We start from the raw sequence: 17,305 nt of genomic DNA on the forward strand, positions 1-17,305 counted from the left end.
GCAGGCAAGCCAGCTCCCACATCTGTTTTTTTGGTGTGTCAGCTGACTTTGAGCACCAACTTCCCGAAGTTCTCGCCATTGAACAGCTTCATCAGCGTTTCCGGGAATGTCTCCAGCCCTTCGACAATATCTTCCTTGCTCTTGAGCTTGCCCTGGGCCATCCAGCCGGCCATTTCCTGACCCGCCGCCGCGAAGTTCGCCGCGTGGTCCATCACCACAAAGCCTTCCATGCGCGCACGATTGACCAGCAATGACAGGTAGTTGGCCGGGCCTTTGACCGCTTCCTTGTTGTTGTACTGGCTGATTGCGCCGCAAATCACTACGCGGGCTTTGAGCGCCAGGCGGCTGAGCACGGCGTCGAGAATATCGCCGCCGACGTTATCGAAATACACGTCCACGCCTTTGGGGCACTCGCGCTTGAGGGCGGCGGGCACGTCTTCAGTTTTGTAGTCGATGGCGGCGTCGAAGCCCAGCTCATCCACCAGGAACTTGCACTTTTCGGCGCCACCGGCGATCCCCACCACGCGACAGCCTTTGAGCTTGGCGATCTGCCCGGCGATGCTACCCACGGCACCGGCAGCACCGGAGATCACCACGGTGTCACCGGTTTTCGGGGCGCCGGTCTCCAGTAGGGCAAAGTACGCCGTCATGCCGGTCATGCCCAGGGCGGACAGGTAGCGGGGCAGAGGTGCCAGCTTGGGGTCCACCTTATAGAAACCACGGGGCTCGCCGAGGAAGTAATCCTGCACGCCCAGTGCACCGTTCACGTAGTCCCCCACCGCGAAGTTCGGATGCTTCGAGGCAATCACCTTGCCTACGCCCAAGGCGCGCATCACTTCGCCGATGCCTACTGGTGGGATGTAGGACTTGCCTTCATTCATCCAGCCACGCATGGCCGGGTCGAGGGACAGGTATTCATTGCGCACCAGCACTTGGCCGTCCTGGGGTTCGCCCACTGGCACTTCCTGGTAAGTGAAGGTCTCTCGCGTGGCGGCACCGACCGGGCGTTTGGCGAGCAGAAATTGGCGGTTGGTCTGGGCGGTCATGGCAAGGACTCTTTAGAAATGGAACATGAGTGATAGACCCTCAGTGGCAGAAGGGCAAGGGTGTGCAAAGCAGGCGAATGCCCGGTAATAGGCTTCGCTGATAATCAGCCGGGCGGCTTTATCACTGCGATTCATGCAGCGCCAACCGGCCTTCTGATAGTGCTGACGCACGGCTGCGGGCGTTGGCTAGACTCGCTCCACCGTTACTAACCCCCACAGGACAGTTCCCATGAGCATGACGTTTTCCGGCCAGGTCGCCTTGGTGACCGGCGCCGCTGCTGGTATTGGCCGCGCCACCGCGCTGGCATTCGCCGCCGAAGGCTTGAAGGTGGTGGTCGCGGACCTTGATGTGGCAGGAGGCGAGGGCACTGTGGCACTGATCCACCAGGCCGGTGGCGAAGGGATATTTGTGCGCTGCAACGTCACGCTCGACACGGACGTGCAGCAATTGATGGCACAAACCGTCGCCACCTATGGGCGCCTGGACTACGCCTTCAACAACGCCGGCATCGAGATCGAAAAGGGCAAGCTGGCCGACGGCAGTCTTGATGAATTTGATGCCATCATGGGGGTTAACGTCAAAGGCGTGTGGCTGTGCATGAAGTATCAGTTGCCGTTGCTGTTGGCCCAGGGCGGTGGGGCCATCGTCAACACCGCATCGGTGGCGGGGCTGGGGGCGGCACCGAAGATGAGCATCTATGCGGCGTCCAAGCATGCGGTGATTGGCCTGACCAAATCGGCGGCCATCGAGTACGCGAAGAAGAAAATTCGCGTGAATGCCGTCTGCCCGGCCGTGATTGATACCGACATGTTTCGTCGCGCCTATGAGGCCGACCCACGCAAGGCTGAGTTTGCCGCAGCCATGCACCCGGTGGGACGCATTGGCAAGGTTGAGGAAATCGCCAGCGCCGTGTTGTACCTGTGCAGTGATGGCGCAGCGTTTACCACCGGTCAGGCCCTGGCGGTGGACGGTGGCGCGACGGCGATCTAGGACCGCGCTTGGCACGCTGTTTGAAAAGAGCGCGGGGTGATGTGGGGCGTTTCCATAGCTGGCAGAGTGCCGTGGCTGAATATGTTTCCGAAGGTAAATAATCTAATAAAATCAATACTTTAATAAAACTTGGCGACCGGTTTTACCAGGCTTCTGTGCTTAACTGTTTTGGGTTAACAGACAGTTTAAGTGAGTGGCTCATGGATTTAGGGATCGATCGACAAGCCCTGGTACCGGTTGTTCAGCAGATCGTCGGCGCGGTGGCAGAATGGATTCGCAAGGAGGGGGTGAGCCCTGGCACACGCTTGCCGTCCATTCGCCAATTGGCCCTCGATAACCTGCTGAGCCAGTCCAGCGTGATCGAGGCATTCGAGCGCTTGGTGGCCCAGGGGCTGCTGGCTCCCAGGCAGGGTTCGGGGTTCGTGGTGGCGCATCCCGCCACGGCCCACGAAAACCATTGGTATGAAGGTGCGGAACAAGGCTGGGGTGCATTTACCGATAGCCCGCTGGGCGAGCTGAAGTTGGGCTGCGGTTGGTTACCCGACACTTGGCGCGAAAGCGATGACATCAGCTACGCGATCCGTGAACTGAGCCGCACCGACACTGGTGGCCTGTTCAACTACAGCACACCCTTGGGGCTGCCGGCGTTGCGCGAACAACTGCTCAAGCGCCTGACGCAGATTCACGTGCCCGCCAGCCTGGACTGTATCCTGACCACCCATGGCGCCAGCCATGCCCAGGACCTGCTGATACGCACGCTGCTCAAGCCCGGTGATGAGGTGGTGGTCGAAACACCCGGGTATGGCAATCTCTACCGCCAACTGGCCTTTCGAGGGGTCACGCTGCTGCAAGTGCCACGTGCCCATGGCGGCCCGGATATCCCGGCATTGGAAGCGCTGCTGCAAACCCATCGGCCCAAGTGCCTGTTCATCAACAGCCTGTATCACAACCCCACCGGCACCAGCCTGTGCCGCCCGGTGGCGGAGCGGTTGTTGGAGCTGGCCCGCGAACTCGACTTCCTGATTATCGAAGAGGATGTGTACGGCGACCTGCAGCATGCCAGTTGCACGCGCTTGTCAGCGCTGGCCCATGATGATCGGGTGATCTATGTGTCGAGCTTTTCCAAAACCCTGAGCAGCGCCCTGCGCGTGGGTTACCTGTGTGCCAGTGCTGCGATCATTACGCAATTGGCCCAGCTCAAGACCCTGACAGGCATCGGCACTTCACGGTTTGCCGAAGCCATGGTGGCGACGTTGCTGAGTAACGGCACTTATCGTAAGTGGATGCAGCGCCTGCGCAAGCGCTTGAATGCGCAGATGGCCGCCACGTTGCAGGTACTGGAGGATGAAGAGTGGCAGGTATTTGCCGCACCCGCGGGCGGTATGTTCCTGTGGGCACGACCAGGCATGGCCGACCCCTCGCGATTGCAAGCCTGCGCCCAGCGGCTGGGTGTGTTGCTGTCGCCCGGCGCATTGTTCAGCCCCACGGGTGAGCGCAGCGAATGGTTACGCATCAATGTGGCCTACGCGGCTGATCAACGCGCATTGACGCTGTTCCGAGCCATGGGCGCGGCAAGATCGACCTCGACCATTCTGAAAACGACGCGCATGTAGCTTTTTGCCATTATTCCGGCGCCAGCGGCTTGTGCTCAGTGCCTCGGGGTTGCGAATCTCGCTGCTTGTAAACCTGGCTTATGGCATTTGCCATTGCAAGAGGATCAAGTGCAATGATTTCGGGCGTGCAACGACGTTTCGCCAACCTCGGTATGGCAAAAAAACTCGGCTTGGGGTTTACCCTGGTACTGCTGCTGACGGCCTTGGTAGCGGCCATCGGTGTGTGGTCCCTGCAGACCATCGGCCAGCGCTTCGAAGGCCTTACGTCGATGTCGACGCTCAACAGCGACCTGCTCAAGGTGCGCTTGATCGAGCAGGACTATGCGTTGCACGCCGACCCCAAGGCCGTTGATGCCCTGCATGCCAGTGTCGATGCGCTGCTGGCCCAGGCCACGCGTCTCAAGGCTCGGTCTGCCAGCAACGAGCGAGTGATGGGTGACGTTGAGCAAGCCTTGGTCGCCTACCGCCAGGCATTCGATGAGTTCGTCGAGTTGACCCAGACCAAGGACCTCGCCCTGGAAATGGCCAGTTGGTCGGTGTCCAGCGTGGCCAATAACCTGGATGTGCTGCAAGCCGGGCTGGCGGACGACGGTGCCTATGGCCTCAAGGAAAGCCAAGGCAAGGAGGGCGCGGAGTTTATCGAGCAGGCGGGGCAGGTCAGCCAGGTGTCGCGTCTGATGTTGCAGGCCATGAACGAAGCGCGGGTGCGCCTGGATCAGAGCCGCAGGGCGGACGCAGACGACGCCGGGCAGGGCAAGATCGAGCAAGCCGACCAGGCCCTGGCTGAAGTCGAGAAACTCAAAACCACGGTCAAGGACCCCGGCTACCAGACCGTGCTCAATGAAGTCTCCGGGCATATCGCGTCGTTCAGTGACAAGCTCGGCGAATACACCGGGCTGTTGGCCCAGGAAAAAGTGGTCTACACCCAGTTGCATCACCGCGCCGAGCAAGTGGTGAATCGAGTCAACCAGGCGTACGCCGCCGAAGACCAGTCCATGCAAACGCAGTTGCAGCACAGCACGCTGCTGATCATCGGTTCATCTGCCCTGGCGCTGCTGGTGGGCTTGATCGCTGCATGGGTGATCACCCGCTTGATTGTTGCGCCGTTGCGGGCGGTGATCGCCGTGGCTCAGCAGATCGCCTCGGGTGACCTGAGTGGGCGCATGGAGATCAGCCGGCGTGATGAAATCGGCCAGCTGATGCAGGCGATGCAGCAGATGGGCAACAGCTTGAGCCAGATGGTCAGCGGGTTGCAGGCGGGGATCGAACAGCTCGCCAGCTCCGCGCATTCATTGTCCAGCGTCACCGAGCAAACCACTGCCGAAGTCAGCAACCAGAAGGACGAAACCGAGCAAGTCGCTACGGCGATGAACCAGATGACCGCCACGGTGCACGATGTGGCACGCAATGCCGAGCAGGCTGCCCAAGCCGCACAGACCGCGGATGCCAAGGTCGATAGCGGCCAGCAGGTGGTGCGCATGAGCCTGCAGCGTATCGAGTTGCTGGCCACATCCAGCAACAGTGCCAGCGCCAGTATCGAAAGCCTCAGCGCGCAAATCCAGAATATAGGTACCGTCTTGAGCGTGATCCAGAGCGTGGCCGAACAGACCAACTTGTTGGCTTTGAACGCTGCGATTGAGGCGGCGCGTGCTGGTGAGCAGGGGCGTGGCTTTGCAGTGGTGGCCGATGAAGTGCGGGCATTGGCCAAGCGCACCCAGCAATCGACCGAGGAAATCGAACGGCTGGTCAGCACGCTGCGCAGTGCGGCGCAGTCCTCGGTGCAGCAGATCCAGCAGAGCGGCGAGTTGGTGAAACTGGCGGTCAGTGATGCGCTGGAAACCGAAGGGGCCTTGGGCAGCATTGCGGCGGCTGTTTCATTGATCCAGCAGATGAACCAACAGATCGCCGCCGCAGCCGAGGAGCAAAGCTCGGTGGCCGAAGAGATCAACCGCAGCGTCACGAGTATTCGGGCGAGTGCCGATCATTCGGCGTTGAGCATGCAAGGCAATGCCGCCTCGAGCATCCAGTTGGCGCAGTTGGGCGCGCAACTCAAGGGGATGGTGGGGCATTTCCACCTTTGATCGCAGCGTAGGCGCTGCGATCTGAGGGCGGGCGATCAGGCGTGGTTGGCGAGGAAGGTCAGCAGCGCCTCGTTGACGAAATCCGGGTTCTCGCGGCTGGAGATATGCCCGGCTTCGGGGATCAGGATCAGGCTGCAACCGATCAGGTCGGCCATTTCCTCGGACTCGGCGGGTGGCCGGGGTTTGTCCTGCTCGCCGCACATCACCAGGGTGGTGTCGGAGTCCAATGCAGGTAAGTGCGCCAAGATGTCTTCGCGGCTGAAGATCAGGCGGCCCAGCGGCACGATACTGTCCAGCAAGCGTTCTCTGGGGAAGTCTTGCAGTGACTGGCGAAAATCCCGGTACAGCGCGGATTCGCGGTCGATGCCCGGGCGGAAGAAGATCGGTGCGATCACATCCAGCAACGGTTCGGGGATCGCCCCGGCGTCTTCAATCATCTTGAACAGCGAGAAATAATACTGGCGCGTTGCTTCGGGTTCGGCCCCGAGGTAGGTGTCCATCAGCACTACGCTGTTGATGCGCTCGGGAGCCTGCAATGCCAGGCGTGCGCCCCACATGCCGCCGACCGAGAGGCCCACCAGGTTGGCTTGCTCGATGCTCAGGTGATCCAGCAACGCCAGGGCCTGGCGGGCGAGGTCATCCAGGGAATGGGTGGGTGCTGGCAACGGCCCGGACTCACCGTGGCCCCACAACTCGGGGACGATCACGCGGTATTGCTGCGACAGCGCTTCAATCTGCGGCGCCCACATGTCGCTGGCCCACAGGTAACTCGAACCCAGTAGCACGACAGGGCCGGCGCCCTGGTCGATATAGTGCAGCGGTTGTCCATCAATCACGGCGACAGGCATAACAGGCCTCTAATTTCACGGAGTGAGGGGCACTTTTTTACGCTAGTCGGGAGCGGGGGGATAGGTGCACATTGATGGCATGTGATGATTTCACTGTGGGAGCTGGCTTGCCTGCGATGAAGGCCTGCCAGCCGATGCTCACCTACCTGACACCCCACAATCCCACTGTGGGAGCGGGCTTGCTCGCGAAAGCGGTGTGTCAGTCAACATCAATGTTTGCTGGGCCGACGTCTTCGCAGGCAAGCCACCACCTTTGATCTTCGTTGCTATGAGCATTGCGTTCGCGTTGCCATCAATCGTAGATCGCTTTCTTCTTCCACTCGGCGTCGGCATCGACGACTTTCAAGCCCTCGGTCAGCTCGTTGACTTCGTCCTCGGCCGGCTTGCTGTTGGTCAGCACTGTGGAGTTGGCGCGCGCCAGTTGGGACTCCAGCAGTTGCAACTGGGCGCTGTAGAGCACCGGCTCCGGTTGTTTGCGCAGGTACTGCACGCCGCGCTCGAACGCCAGGCGTGCCTGGCCGGGTTGGCCTTGCAGCAGGGCGTGCTGGCCGAGGTTGTTGAAAAACTCGATATGCAGCAGCACCAGGATATGACGGATTTCCTTGATCCAGTGCTTGGCCTCGTTGGTCGGCAGGAAGCCATCCTGGGCGGCGCGGGTGACTTGGCCGTGCAGGGCTTCGAGCAGGAAGCGCACGTCCTTGGCCTTGGCTTCGGTCTGGATCGGGGCCGGTGGGTTGGGCACCGGAATCGATTCGCCTTGGGCGATCAGCGCATTCAGTTCGTTGATGCGGGCCTTGAGCGGTGTGCTGGACTTGTTGAGGTTCAACAGGCGCTGGTTGACGTTCAGTTCCAGGCGAGCCAGCAACAGCTTGAGCGCTGGGGTCATCAGTTGGCCGGGGAAGGTCTCGGTGATTTCACCGCAGCGACGCAGCCGATCGTTAAGCTCGATCTCGGTACGCTTCTTTTCCAGCTTGTTGTTTTCCACCACGTGGTTCATGTAGCCAATGGCGATCAGTATTACGATCCCGGCTATTACCAGCAGGGTGATCATGAGTGGTGTCACCGGTGTGACCTCTTTAATAGGGTGTGCTGTGGAGTGTAGTGACTGGGTCATCCGGCGGATAGGACCGATCGACCAGTTGCCCAGGTGATTTCTTCTATATAGGTAGGCGCTTCCTGAATGGATGCACATTGCCATCATTTGTCAGGGTGAACTATAGCGTCTTGTCGAACGCCAGAATATAGGCGCCAAGGCTCGGACGGTGCCAATGCCCGCGAAGGCCGTGAAACCATGGCGAAGTCATTGATTTAAATAAATTTATCCTTGGGGGTTGACGACCTTTCAATCCATCCATAGAATGCGCGCCACTTACAGCGTAAAGCACACAGCGAAACGCGGTAGGGAGTGAATGTTGTAGGTGTGTCCCCTTCGTCTAGTGGCCTAGGACACCGCCCTTTCACGGCGGTAACAGGGGTTCGAGTCCCCTAGGGGACGCCATATGCGGGAATAGCTCAGTTGGTAGAGCACGACCTTGCCAAGGTCGGGGTCGCGAGTTCGAGTCTCGTTTCCCGCTCCAATTTACAAGCAGTGTGGCCTTCGGGCGGCATTGAGTGAAACCAGGACCAAGTCTTCGGACAAGGCCTCTGGGCACTGGAACACACACCATGTGTTTCAGTAGCGTGTCCCCTTCGTCTAGTGGCCTAGGACACCGCCCTTTCACGGCGGTAACAGGGGTTCGAGTCCCCTAGGGGACGCCATTTGCGGGAATAGCTCAGTTGGTAGAGCACGACCTTGCCAAGGTCGGGGTCGCGAGTTCGAGTCTCGTTTCCCGCTCCAAATTTTGATCCACAGACTTCTACTGGGGTCTGTAGGTCATTGAAAAAAGGAGCTTCGGCTCCTTTTTTCATTCCAGCGAGTGCCACGGAAATCCACCCACAGCTACCGTTTTTGAGTGACCAAATAAGGCACAAGAATACGGGTGGGTCGGCTACCGGATAGTTGCTGGGGCTGAGCGGGGACCATGACGAGCATAGGGCCTAAGTCATTACTTAGGAGTCTCGAAATGGCGCTCTCTGATCTGACCGTCCGGCAGGCGAAGACCACCGGAAAACGCTACACCCTCTCCGACAACGACTGCCTGGGCCTGATGGTCTCAGCCGCAGGCGGCAAGTCATGGCAATTCCGCTACTACTGGCTGGGCAAGCAAAAGCGCCTGTGCCTGGGCGGCTATCCTGCTCTCAGCCTGCGCGAGGCCCGGATCGAGCGAGACAAGGCCCAGGCCCTGCTCGCCAGGGGGATCGATCCTCAGGTCGAGCGCGACCAGAAACGGCACGCGGCCAAGCTGGCGGGCGAATACACCTTCAAGACCGTCTTCGATGCCTGGGTCGAGCATCGCCGCAAGGAACTCAAGGAAGGCCGTCAAAGCACGCTGTCGCAGATCCTGCGCATCTTCAACAAGGACGTGTTGCCCACCCTGGGAAGAATGTCGATCTACGACATTCGCCGCCCCCAACTCCTGGGCGTCTTGGCGGCGATCGAGAAACGCAAGGCGTTCACCACCGCCGAGAAGGTCCGCACCTGGTTCAACCAGTTGTTCCGCTATGCCCTGGTCATTGCCGAGGGGTTGGAAGTCAACCCGGCCGCCGACCTGGACGTGGTGGCAGAGCCCAAGCCCCCCGTAGCCCACAATCCCTACCTGCACCTGCCCGAGATGCCCGAGTTCCTCCAGAAGCTCCGGCTCTACAACCCCCGTGGCTGGCAGACCCAGCTTGGCGTCCGGCTGCTGTTCCTGACCGGGGTGCGCACCGGCGAACTGCGATTGGCCGAACCCGAACAGTTCGACCTCGACAGGGGCTTGTGGATCATCCCACCGCAGATCGTCAAGCAGCTCCAGGATGAAATGCGCAAGGCAGGGAAGCGGCCGCAGGATGTGCCCCCCTATATCGTGCCGCTATCCCTGCAGGCCATCGAGATCGTGCGCTATCTCCTGGGGGTGATGCGGCCGGCGCAGAAGTACTTGCTGTCACACCGCAGCGAACTCAAGAAGCGCATCAGCGAGAACACCCTCAACAAGGCCGTGCAGCTCATGGGCTATGAGGGGCGCCTGACCGGCCACGGCATCCGCGGCACTATCTCGACGGCGCTCAACGAGATTGGCTACCCGAAGATTTGGGTGGACGCGCAGCTTTCCCATTCCGACCCCAACAAGGTGAGTTCGTCCTACAACCACGCCAAGTACGTTGAGCCGCGCCGTCGGATGATGCAGGACTGGGCCGATCGGCTCGACCTGCTCGAACAGGGCGAAGTGGAAGCCGCGAGCGCGCATCTGACCATCCGTATCGACGGGGCGCCGGCGATGGCAGAAGTGGAGGAAGCGGTGGATGCGACCCTCGCGATGGCCGAGCCCACTCCTCCCGGCGTCCCGCCCGTCGTGGCCACGCCTATTGTCGTAACCCCGAGCAGCGGCGGCATCACGTTCCAGCGGCTGTCTCAGGTACCGCCGCCTCCGACGCATGCCCCAGAGCCGGAAGTGTCCGCGATCCAGCGCGAGCGCGAGGAAATGCTGACCATCTACGAGTCTCCAAGCAGCTTGCCGGTCCCGCTGTTCGGCAAGCTGGCCGGAAAGTCCAAGGACCAGATCAACCGCGAACTGAAAGCGGGCAAGTTGCTGTCCATCAGTTTGGGCAATCGGGGGCAGCGTGTTCCCGATTGGCAACTGGTGCCGCTCAAGCACAAGCTGGCCCAGGTGCTCATGAACCAGTGCCCGCACGCGGATTCGTGGGATCTGTACCGCATGCTGACCCAGCCGCACCCTGACCTGGGGGACCGCGCGGCCATTGATGCGGTCACGCCGACCAACGTACCGGCGATCATCCAGGTCATCATGGGCGACTACCAGCACTATGCGGATATGCCCGAGGCCATTGCCCCGTACCCCATCCCCGAGGATGTGCGGCAAAGCGTTCGTCGGCTGGTGGATAGCGCAGTAGTTCTAGACGGAGCATAGGGCTCTCAAACCTTGCAGGGGCCTTGCGGCCCCTGCATTACGCTTGCACCGCCTCCACGAGTTCGCTCAGCGTGCGCGGTGCGGGAGCGAAGAACACGGCGCCGGTGTGCGCCGTCGAGAAATCGAGCAGGCGGTCGTGCATGCCTGGCGGATCGCCGAGGAACATGCGCTCCAGCATCTTCTGCGTCACCCACAGATGCCTGGAGTAGCCGATGAAGTAGGTGCCATATTCGCCCTGGCCGGGGCGGCCGAAGGGCATGTTGTCGCGCAGGATGTCGTGCTCGGTGCCGTCGTCGTCCACGATCGTGGCGAGGGTCTTGTGCGATTTCTGGCCGCTCGTCGCGTCGGGCAATTCGACATTGCTGACGATCTCCCGGCCGATGATCCGCTCTTGCTCGTCCTTGGCGAGCCGAGCCCACGGCTGCATTTGGTGCAGATACTTCTGCACCACCAAGTAGCTGCCGCCGGCGAACGCCTGATCTTCACTGCCGACCAGCGTCGAGGCGCCGATGTCGTGCCCGGTCGGGTTGGCCGTGCCATCGACAAAGCCAAGCAGGTCGCGGGAGTCGAAGTAGCGAAAACCGACCACCTCGTCGGCCACCGTCACGCTGCTGCCCAGTTGGTCCAGCAGCAGGCGCTCGAATTCAAAACAGAGGTCCTCGCGTTCGGCACGGATGTGAAAGAACAGGTCGCCGGGCGTGGCAGGCGCGGTGTGCTTGGCACCCTCGATGGGCACGAAGGGCCGTAGTTCCTTCGGGCGCTTCCCGGTCTGGAAACGGTCCCATAGCGCCGATCCCAGTGCAGTGATGCACGACAGCCGGCCGTTGAGATCGCGGAAGCCCACCGTTTTGATCAGGTCGTCCAGCCCGTCCAAGACGCCGGCGACCGCCTGAAGGGCCTCGTGGCCCTCGGCGACCGTCAACGTGAGAAACACCGCCGCGCGCGACAGCGGCGCATCGATGCTTTGCGAGTCAATTGGTACTCGATCCCAACCACTTCCAACCATTCGTGCCTCCAAAGACCATGTTAATTCATCATATTGCCAGAGATGGAAGCGCTATCACTGGCGCGCTAACAGGCGCGTGCCGCTGCAATTACCCGCACGCAGCCTCGGCGAGAGCGGGCTATGGGGTATTCGAGCAAGCCGCCCTGTCCCTGGCAACCAGCATTGCCCTGTGCTCGAACCGCTCAGAAACAACATTGGCTCGTCCGTGGGGTCGCTGCAGGTATGTCACGATCTCGTAGGGGCCGTCTGAAAGCGGTCGCATAGTGATCCCCCACGCATGGGCACGCTCAATGCGCGATTGCGCGGAGAGCCCCACTCCGTAGCCAGCGGTCACCCAAAGCGCCATCATCTCGAACGAAGTCACGTGCTGAATGCTCTGCTGGCTCAACGGAAGAAAGGACAGTCGCTGATCCAGCAGTAGGCAAGCCTCCGCCGGCCAGCGAAACACCGGATAGTCCAGAAGCTCGGCAAGCGTGATCTTCGCCTGGGCAACTAAGGGGGACCCCAGCGGCACTGCAACAGCCACGTTCTCCACCCAGAGCGGTTGGCTTTTCACAGCCGGAGCACCAGCGTTCCGAAGCGTCATTCCAGCGTCGTAGCGGCCTTCCTCAAGGCCCGTCAACAGATCATCGGCTGAGGTCTCAAAGAACGTGATGGTGACTTCTGGTTCCTCCGCGCGCTGTAGGGCAAGAAGCGTTGTGAGGCAAGAGGATGGCACTCCGGGCGCGATAGCAAGCCTGAAATGGGAAAACTGGCTGGTGGCGTCATGCATGAGGGCCCCCAATAAGCGATCTGTCCAGAAAGGCAAACCAGCGTTTCAGGAAAGAGTGAAGTTTAACGTCGTTATCTTTAACGTGGTTAATTGTGGCAGATTGTTTGACGCTTCTGCTAATGCAGAAATCAACAATTCAGCCAGGCCGTCCTTCTGGCACATCGACGTATGAATCCGAGTCGGCGTTAGCCTTCGGACAGGCCGTGCGCGCTGCGCGCGTCGCTCAAGGAGTCGCGCAAGACGAGTTCGCATCTCGGGCAAGCATTTCGCGTTCTCACATGGGTAAGATCGAGCGTGGTGAGCACGTGCCCACGCTTCCGCTCATACTGAAAATTTCTACGGCACTTGGAATAAGCGCGGCTGACCTGATGACGGCGACCGAACGCAATCTGCGTGCCGACACTGATCCCTGAGTGTCTAGCCTGCCAGGCTCCGTCAACCGTCCGAAGAGTCGCGAAGGCGAACGATAAATCGCTCCACCGAAGCCGATAAATTGCCGCCGTCCGGCCGAAGCAGGTAGGTGGTGATCACGGCAGAATCCATCGCCAAGGGGCGGATCACCACATCCGGCCGTTGGGAGATGGGAATCTTGGTCGCCGTCATGAAGCCGATGCCGTAGCCGGCGCCGACCAACGTGAGCATCATGTCCAGCGAGGACACTTCCTCGACAACATTCAGCTTGTGCTCCAACGTGTTGAGCAGCCGCTTGAGTTCGCGGCAATAGCCCTCGCATACCTGCGGGTCGCACAGGACAAGTGGATGGCCTTGAAGTTCTTGAAGTGGCACCTCCTTGTAGGTGAGCAATGAGTGACGAGCTGGCACCGCAATCACCAGCGGGTCGTGCCAGATTGGTTCGGCAGCGATACCGTCGCCGACATCGCCCGTGTGCGCGAACCCGATCATGAAGTCGCCCGAACGCAAGCCACGCACTTGCTCTGCCAGAGGCACTTCTGACAAGCGTATTTCGATCTCCGGCTCCTCGGCGCGGCAACGAGCCAGAAATGCCGACAGCCGTGGATCGATAGCCCCATCTGATACAGCGATGCGCAGGCTACCGCGCAAGCCCGATGCCACAGCCTTGGCATTTTCACGAGCCTGTTCCAGCACTGTGAATAGACGGCGAACATCTTGCAAGAAGACCGCGCCCGCCGCCGTTAGAACTGTTCCTCGTCGGTTTCGGTCGAAGAGCACTACGCCCAACTCGTCCTCAAGTTCCTTGATGGCTCGTGATAGCGGTGGTTGTTCGATATGCAGGCGCTCAGCCGCCCGCGTGAAATGTAGCTCCTCAGCAAGAACTACGAAGCAGCGAAGATGGCGCAGCTCCATAGGCCACCCTCCCGTTCCGACTTATCCAACACTGTGCTATCTCCCTATAGAAGTGACTGCCATTCTGGCGGCGGCGAGTTCGGCCACATCATTGGAAACTTCTGGCTGAATGAGCCAGGGCTGGGTTGACCGTGCGATGGCCCGAGGCAGGCACAACACTAGGCGAGCCTGATCAAGTCCGTGGGGTGATAAGGATCAGACGAAGGCTATCTCCAGCCACGCACGTCAATGGATGCCGTGCATCGTCCCCGTCTGACCCTTGGCCGATTGCGAACCAAGCGCTTGAACACGCTTGCGGTTGATCATCACCTGCGGATTGCTGAGGCTCTGCTCCTGGTCCGAGCCAAGGCAAGTACCCTGGGGCAGACGGCAAATGCCGGCGAAAATATTCGCCGGCTCCAGTTGCTGCCCGGAGACTGGCGGGACCAGAATGCCTCTCACCAGAAAGTGTGAGACATCCTGATGCTTAGCCCGCGCCGGATGCTTAATGCCGCACTGAACCATGCGGGTCGATGACGTACTTGTATGCAGAACCCGCGTCGAACTCTTTGTACGCGGCGGGCGCGTCTTCGAGCTTGATGAACTTAGTGTTCATCATCGGCGAAAGGTAAGGCATGCGATCGTTCAGTATCGCCCGCATTAACGCGTGGTTGTAGTTGGCCGTCGGAGATTGACCAGCCGACATTCGCGGCGACTTGATCCAGGCGTTGGACCATTCCAGATCCATATGGCCTTTCTTGGCTTTCGGGTCTTTCGAGATCGGGTTTGCGCAGTACACACCGACCGTACTGGTCATTCCGCCGAAGCGGACATATTTGAGCATTGCGTTGGTAACAGCGCTCTCCACGATCTTGTCAGCCTCCGCGCCAAACCCGCGGCAGTCCACACCAACATAGTCGATGACGCGATCCACCTCCCTGTGCCCGGTAATGCGTTCGAGATGCTCCTCGATCGGCACGCCGTCGGAAAGGTTGATGGTTTCCACGCCGTGTGGCTTGAGAAGGTCCAGCCGCTCTTGAATGTAATCGGCAACGATGATGGCGCCTGCACCCAGAAGTCTGGCGCAGGCGGCACCCGCTCTGCCGACCGGCCCGGCACCGAAGATCAGGATGTTTTCGCCGACGACGTAGGCCGGCGCGGCTGGCCAGTCTGGGCCAGCGAACCCATGGAAAGCTGTGGGTAATACGTCAGAGAGAAGGGTCAGGTCGCGGATTTTTTCCATGGCGGCATCCTTGTCAGGGAAGCGAAGGAGATTGAAATCCGCATACGGTACGAAGAGATAATCACCTTGCCCCCCCGTCCAGCCACCGAGGTTGAACCCGTAGGCTCCGCAGTCGATTTCGGGGTTGGTGTTCTCGCATACATCGGAGCGCATATGCTTGCAGTTGTAGCAACGCCCACACCCCACATTGAAGGGAACGGAAACGATGTCGCCCTTCTTCACGACTTCGACGTCTGATCCCACTTCGATCACTTCGCCGGTCATTTCATGGCCCATGGTCATTCCCTTGGGAACAGCAAACGAACCGCGATAAATGTGAAGGTCGCTGCCACAGATATTTGTGGTAACTATTTTGAGGATAGCGCCATGGGGTGCGCTTTTCCCTTGAGGGGTTATCAGCTCTGGAAATTTGAAGGTGTTGACCTTCATTTCCAAGGGCTTCTCGAAAGTCACGATTCGGTTACCGGTCGGAGTCATTTCGTCACCTCTGTGCGTTAATGTTTCCATCTTCTAAATCGAAGTGGGAAACGAAATTTACCGCTGTCAAGAAGAACGATCGTGGTACTGCCTAGCCGTTGGCCGCGTCTCCTTCTGCGGTCTTGACAGCATCGGATCAAGCTCAGAAGTGGTCAAACTGGAATAATCTATGTACAGATAGGCACGATCTATCTACGCGGGATCGTCGAGCCGTGCTCGTCTCCTAGCCGGGAGAGGGCAACGATCATCGCTACATCGCGCCTCCTAGCTTGATCTAGGAACAGTCAGCTCGACCCAGCGAGACATGAGGAGGCCGCATGCAGCAGGTACTCCTGTCCCCCGAGTTGCCCCTGGACCTAGTGGCCTTCGATGGGTTGCTCAGCACGTGGCGCCTGTTAGCGGCGCACACGGCATGCCTGCAATCTTCGCCTGGTTGAAGCAATACAGAGTTGCTCTTCAAGACTCGCTATTTCAGGGGGCTTTGAGATGAGTCTGCTTTGGGCTGGAACCGACGATGGATCGATATAACGGATTGAAGAGTGGCGGCGAGTTCGGGGGTGTGCACCATTTCGAGCAATGCACGCGATGACGGTGCCTCGAACGCATTTTTCCCAGCAACGAATCCGACATTTGAGTGCGACATTGGTCCATTGATTGCGATTGCGTGGAGATTTGGAATGTGCGCGAGTTGGCCGGCGAGAGATTGCGGAAGAACTGCCGAATATTTTCCTGTCGCCACGTGTGCCGATAGCACGTCAATTGAATCAGTGCGAATAGTCTGCGCGGTACATTGCATCAGCCTATCTTGAATGGGTTCAGGTACTGCCGAGTTCAGCACGCAGAGTTGTCTATTGAGAACATGGTCCCACGTTGTGCTTCGGGGTTGCTGTGTTCTCGCGGCGTGAAAAAGGAAAATGCGTTCACGGTACAGAAGGTGAGTATCGAAGTCTTCCCCTGGGATATCCTCCAAATGCATGAGTGCGATATCCAAATTGTTTTCTCGAATCGCCTGTAGCAGGGAAGAAGCGCCGGAAACCAGAACTGATTGTTGAAGTAAGGGTGTTTTTTCAGCAAGGGCGATGCTTAATGTGGGCGCTACACCGGCAGTTCCTGGGAGTATCCCTAGCCGGAATTGCCCCTCTATACCTCGCCGTAGTGCGGAGAGTTCTCGCTCCAGCCCTTTGCAGTCGTCATACATCTGCTGAGCCCAAGACAGTACGCGCATCCCTTCAGAAGTGAGGCCGTCATAGCGTCGGCCATGACGCACGATCTCGACACCCATGTCTTCCTCCAATTGCTTAATGCCCGCGGAGAGTGTCGGCTGAGAAACATTGCAGCTTTTGGCCGCGTTGCCAAAATGGCCTTCACGGTGCAAAGCAAGCAAGTATTCAAAGTTTCTTACGATCATATATTTTCTTCTGATAAAGTTGATTAGATTTTATACTTTCACGAAAAACCCTGCGCACGCTTCGATCCGCGTCCAACCTTGGGCACGTAGCTGGCACGCATGAAAGGCTGCCGCGCGCAGTGCCCATACAGTAGGTTCGACTCGTCATCGACGGTCAGCACCACAACGCACGGGACAGCCAATAGCGCGAACACAGGTGCTTTGCGCTGTGGGCGAGTCGTCCTCATGTAGCTTAGCAGTTGGCGCGTTCTGGAAGGGAGTAAGCGTGAGTGGTGAGGCACGCAACCGCAAAAGGCGGTGCTAAGCTCTTGAGCTGTTCGGGTCGTGGCCGTTGAAGCGGGGAGAGAATGGAGCCTGCCATGGCCGTTGTGGCGCAGCTGGGGAAATCCTGAAAAAGACTTCCTGATTTGGCAAAATCCCCGGACACCAATCGCCGAGCTTTTCGATGATGAAACAAATGACCTTCGCCGATGCCGAGTACGCCGGTAAGCGCAAGCAGACCCGCAAG

At 59.5% G+C, this 17,305-nt stretch carries 14 protein-coding genes, 4 tRNA genes and 1 pseudogene; 10 read left to right on the top strand and 9 right to left on the bottom strand.

Going from position 1 to position 17,305, the window contains the following annotated elements; genetic code table 11:
• Positions 1-38 precede the first annotated feature (38 nt).
• The gene (locus GIW79_RS08810; protein WP_089042713.1) at positions 39-1,046 is read right to left on the bottom strand and encodes an NADP-dependent oxidoreductase; all 1,008 of its coding nucleotides are present in this window, start codon (positions 1,044-1,046) and stop codon (positions 39-41) included.
• A gap of 229 nt (positions 1,047-1,275) precedes the next feature.
• On the opposite strand from GIW79_RS08810, the gene GIW79_RS08815 reads away from it, so the two are divergent.
• The 4 genes and pseudogenes from GIW79_RS08815 (at position 1,276) to GIW79_RS29790 (ending at position 5,731) form a co-directional block, all read left to right on the top strand.
• Positions 1,276-2,037 (top strand): SDR family oxidoreductase, encoded by a 762-nt coding sequence (locus tag GIW79_RS08815; protein ID WP_003190072.1) that lies wholly within the window; start codon positions 1,276-1,278, stop codon positions 2,035-2,037.
• 200 nt (positions 2,038-2,237) lie between these two features.
• The gene (locus GIW79_RS08820) at positions 2,238-3,650 is read left to right on the top strand and encodes an aminotransferase-like domain-containing protein (protein WP_054898851.1); all 1,413 of its coding nucleotides are present in this window, start codon (positions 2,238-2,240) and stop codon (positions 3,648-3,650) included.
• A gap of 995 nt (positions 3,651-4,645) precedes the next feature.
• Positions 4,646-4,873, top strand: a pseudogene (locus tag GIW79_RS29785) (HAMP domain-containing protein); the annotation flags it as partial.
• A gap of 15 nt (positions 4,874-4,888) precedes the next feature.
• Positions 4,889-5,731: a methyl-accepting chemotaxis protein gene (locus GIW79_RS29790; protein ID WP_371264160.1), complete on the top strand. Its 843-nt coding sequence runs from the start codon at positions 4,889-4,891 to the stop codon at positions 5,729-5,731.
• A 35-nt stretch (positions 5,732-5,766) separates the two neighbouring features.
• Here the strand turns inward: GIW79_RS29790 and GIW79_RS08830 are convergent, their stop codons facing one another.
• Together GIW79_RS08830 and GIW79_RS08835 are read right to left on the bottom strand one after the other, a co-directional pair.
• On the bottom strand, positions 5,767-6,579 hold the full coding sequence (locus tag GIW79_RS08830; RefSeq protein WP_054898853.1) for an alpha/beta fold hydrolase: 813 nt from the start codon (positions 6,577-6,579) through the stop codon (positions 5,767-5,769).
• A 292-nt stretch (positions 6,580-6,871) separates the two neighbouring features.
• Positions 6,872-7,642 carry a hypothetical protein gene (locus tag GIW79_RS08835; protein ID WP_034127216.1) on the bottom strand — a complete coding sequence of 257 codons (771 nt, stop codon included), beginning with the start codon at positions 7,640-7,642 and terminating at the stop codon, positions 6,872-6,874.
• A 359-nt stretch (positions 7,643-8,001) separates the two neighbouring features.
• On the opposite strand from GIW79_RS08835, the gene GIW79_RS08840 reads away from it, so the two are divergent.
• The 5 genes from GIW79_RS08840 to GIW79_RS08860 all read left to right on the top strand — a co-directional run bounded on the left by GIW79_RS08840 (position 8,002) and on the right by GIW79_RS08860 (position 10,586).
• Positions 8,002-8,077, top strand: a tRNA-Glu gene (locus GIW79_RS08840).
• A gap of 3 nt (positions 8,078-8,080) precedes the next feature.
• A tRNA-Gly gene (locus GIW79_RS08845) sits at positions 8,081-8,156 on the top strand.
• 105 nt (positions 8,157-8,261) lie between these two features.
• Positions 8,262-8,337: transfer RNA gene (locus GIW79_RS08850), tRNA-Glu, on the top strand.
• A gap of 3 nt (positions 8,338-8,340) precedes the next feature.
• Positions 8,341-8,416, top strand: a tRNA-Gly gene (locus GIW79_RS08855).
• A 226-nt stretch (positions 8,417-8,642) separates the two neighbouring features.
• Positions 8,643-10,586, top strand: a complete 1,944-nt coding sequence (locus tag GIW79_RS08860) for a tyrosine-type recombinase/integrase (RefSeq protein WP_023103875.1) — start codon at positions 8,643-8,645, stop codon at positions 10,584-10,586.
• 37 nt (positions 10,587-10,623) lie between these two features.
• Here the strand turns inward: GIW79_RS08860 and GIW79_RS08865 are convergent, their stop codons facing one another.
• Positions 10,624-11,592, bottom strand: a complete 969-nt coding sequence (locus GIW79_RS08865; RefSeq protein WP_020924940.1) for a Dyp-type peroxidase — start codon at positions 11,590-11,592, stop codon at positions 10,624-10,626.
• A 118-nt stretch (positions 11,593-11,710) separates the two neighbouring features.
• The gene (locus GIW79_RS08870) at positions 11,711-12,364 is read right to left on the bottom strand and encodes a substrate-binding domain-containing protein (RefSeq protein ID WP_023106332.1); all 654 of its coding nucleotides are present in this window, start codon (positions 12,362-12,364) and stop codon (positions 11,711-11,713) included.
• A 119-nt stretch (positions 12,365-12,483) separates the two neighbouring features.
• On the opposite strand from GIW79_RS08870, the gene GIW79_RS08875 reads away from it, so the two are divergent.
• Entirely contained in the window at positions 12,484-12,777 is a 294-nt protein-coding gene (locus tag GIW79_RS08875; protein WP_009459591.1) for a helix-turn-helix domain-containing protein, read from the top strand.
• 22 nt (positions 12,778-12,799) lie between these two features.
• On the opposite strand, the gene GIW79_RS08880 is transcribed toward GIW79_RS08875, so the two are convergent.
• From GIW79_RS08880 to GIW79_RS08895, 4 genes are all read right to left on the bottom strand, one after another.
• Entirely contained in the window at positions 12,800-13,690 is an 891-nt protein-coding gene (locus tag GIW79_RS08880) for a LysR family transcriptional regulator (RefSeq protein WP_023103878.1), read from the bottom strand.
• Between the two features lie 484 nt (positions 13,691-14,174).
• Positions 14,175-15,389, bottom strand: a complete 1,215-nt coding sequence (locus tag GIW79_RS08885; RefSeq protein WP_023093406.1) for a glutathione-independent formaldehyde dehydrogenase — start codon at positions 15,387-15,389, stop codon at positions 14,175-14,177.
• A gap of 466 nt (positions 15,390-15,855) precedes the next feature.
• The gene (locus GIW79_RS08890; RefSeq protein WP_028698648.1) at positions 15,856-16,797 is read right to left on the bottom strand and encodes a LysR family transcriptional regulator; all 942 of its coding nucleotides are present in this window, start codon (positions 16,795-16,797) and stop codon (positions 15,856-15,858) included.
• 232 nt (positions 16,798-17,029) lie between these two features.
• Positions 17,030-17,305 (bottom strand): hypothetical protein (locus GIW79_RS08895; protein ID WP_218777672.1); only part of this gene is annotated, 276 nt, incomplete at its 5' end.

Origin of the sequence: Pseudomonas sp. PA-7-1E, from assembly GCF_021605325.1 — a bacterium.
Taxonomy (GTDB): Bacteria; Pseudomonadota; Gammaproteobacteria; order Pseudomonadales; family Pseudomonadaceae; genus Aquipseudomonas; species Aquipseudomonas fluorescens_BV.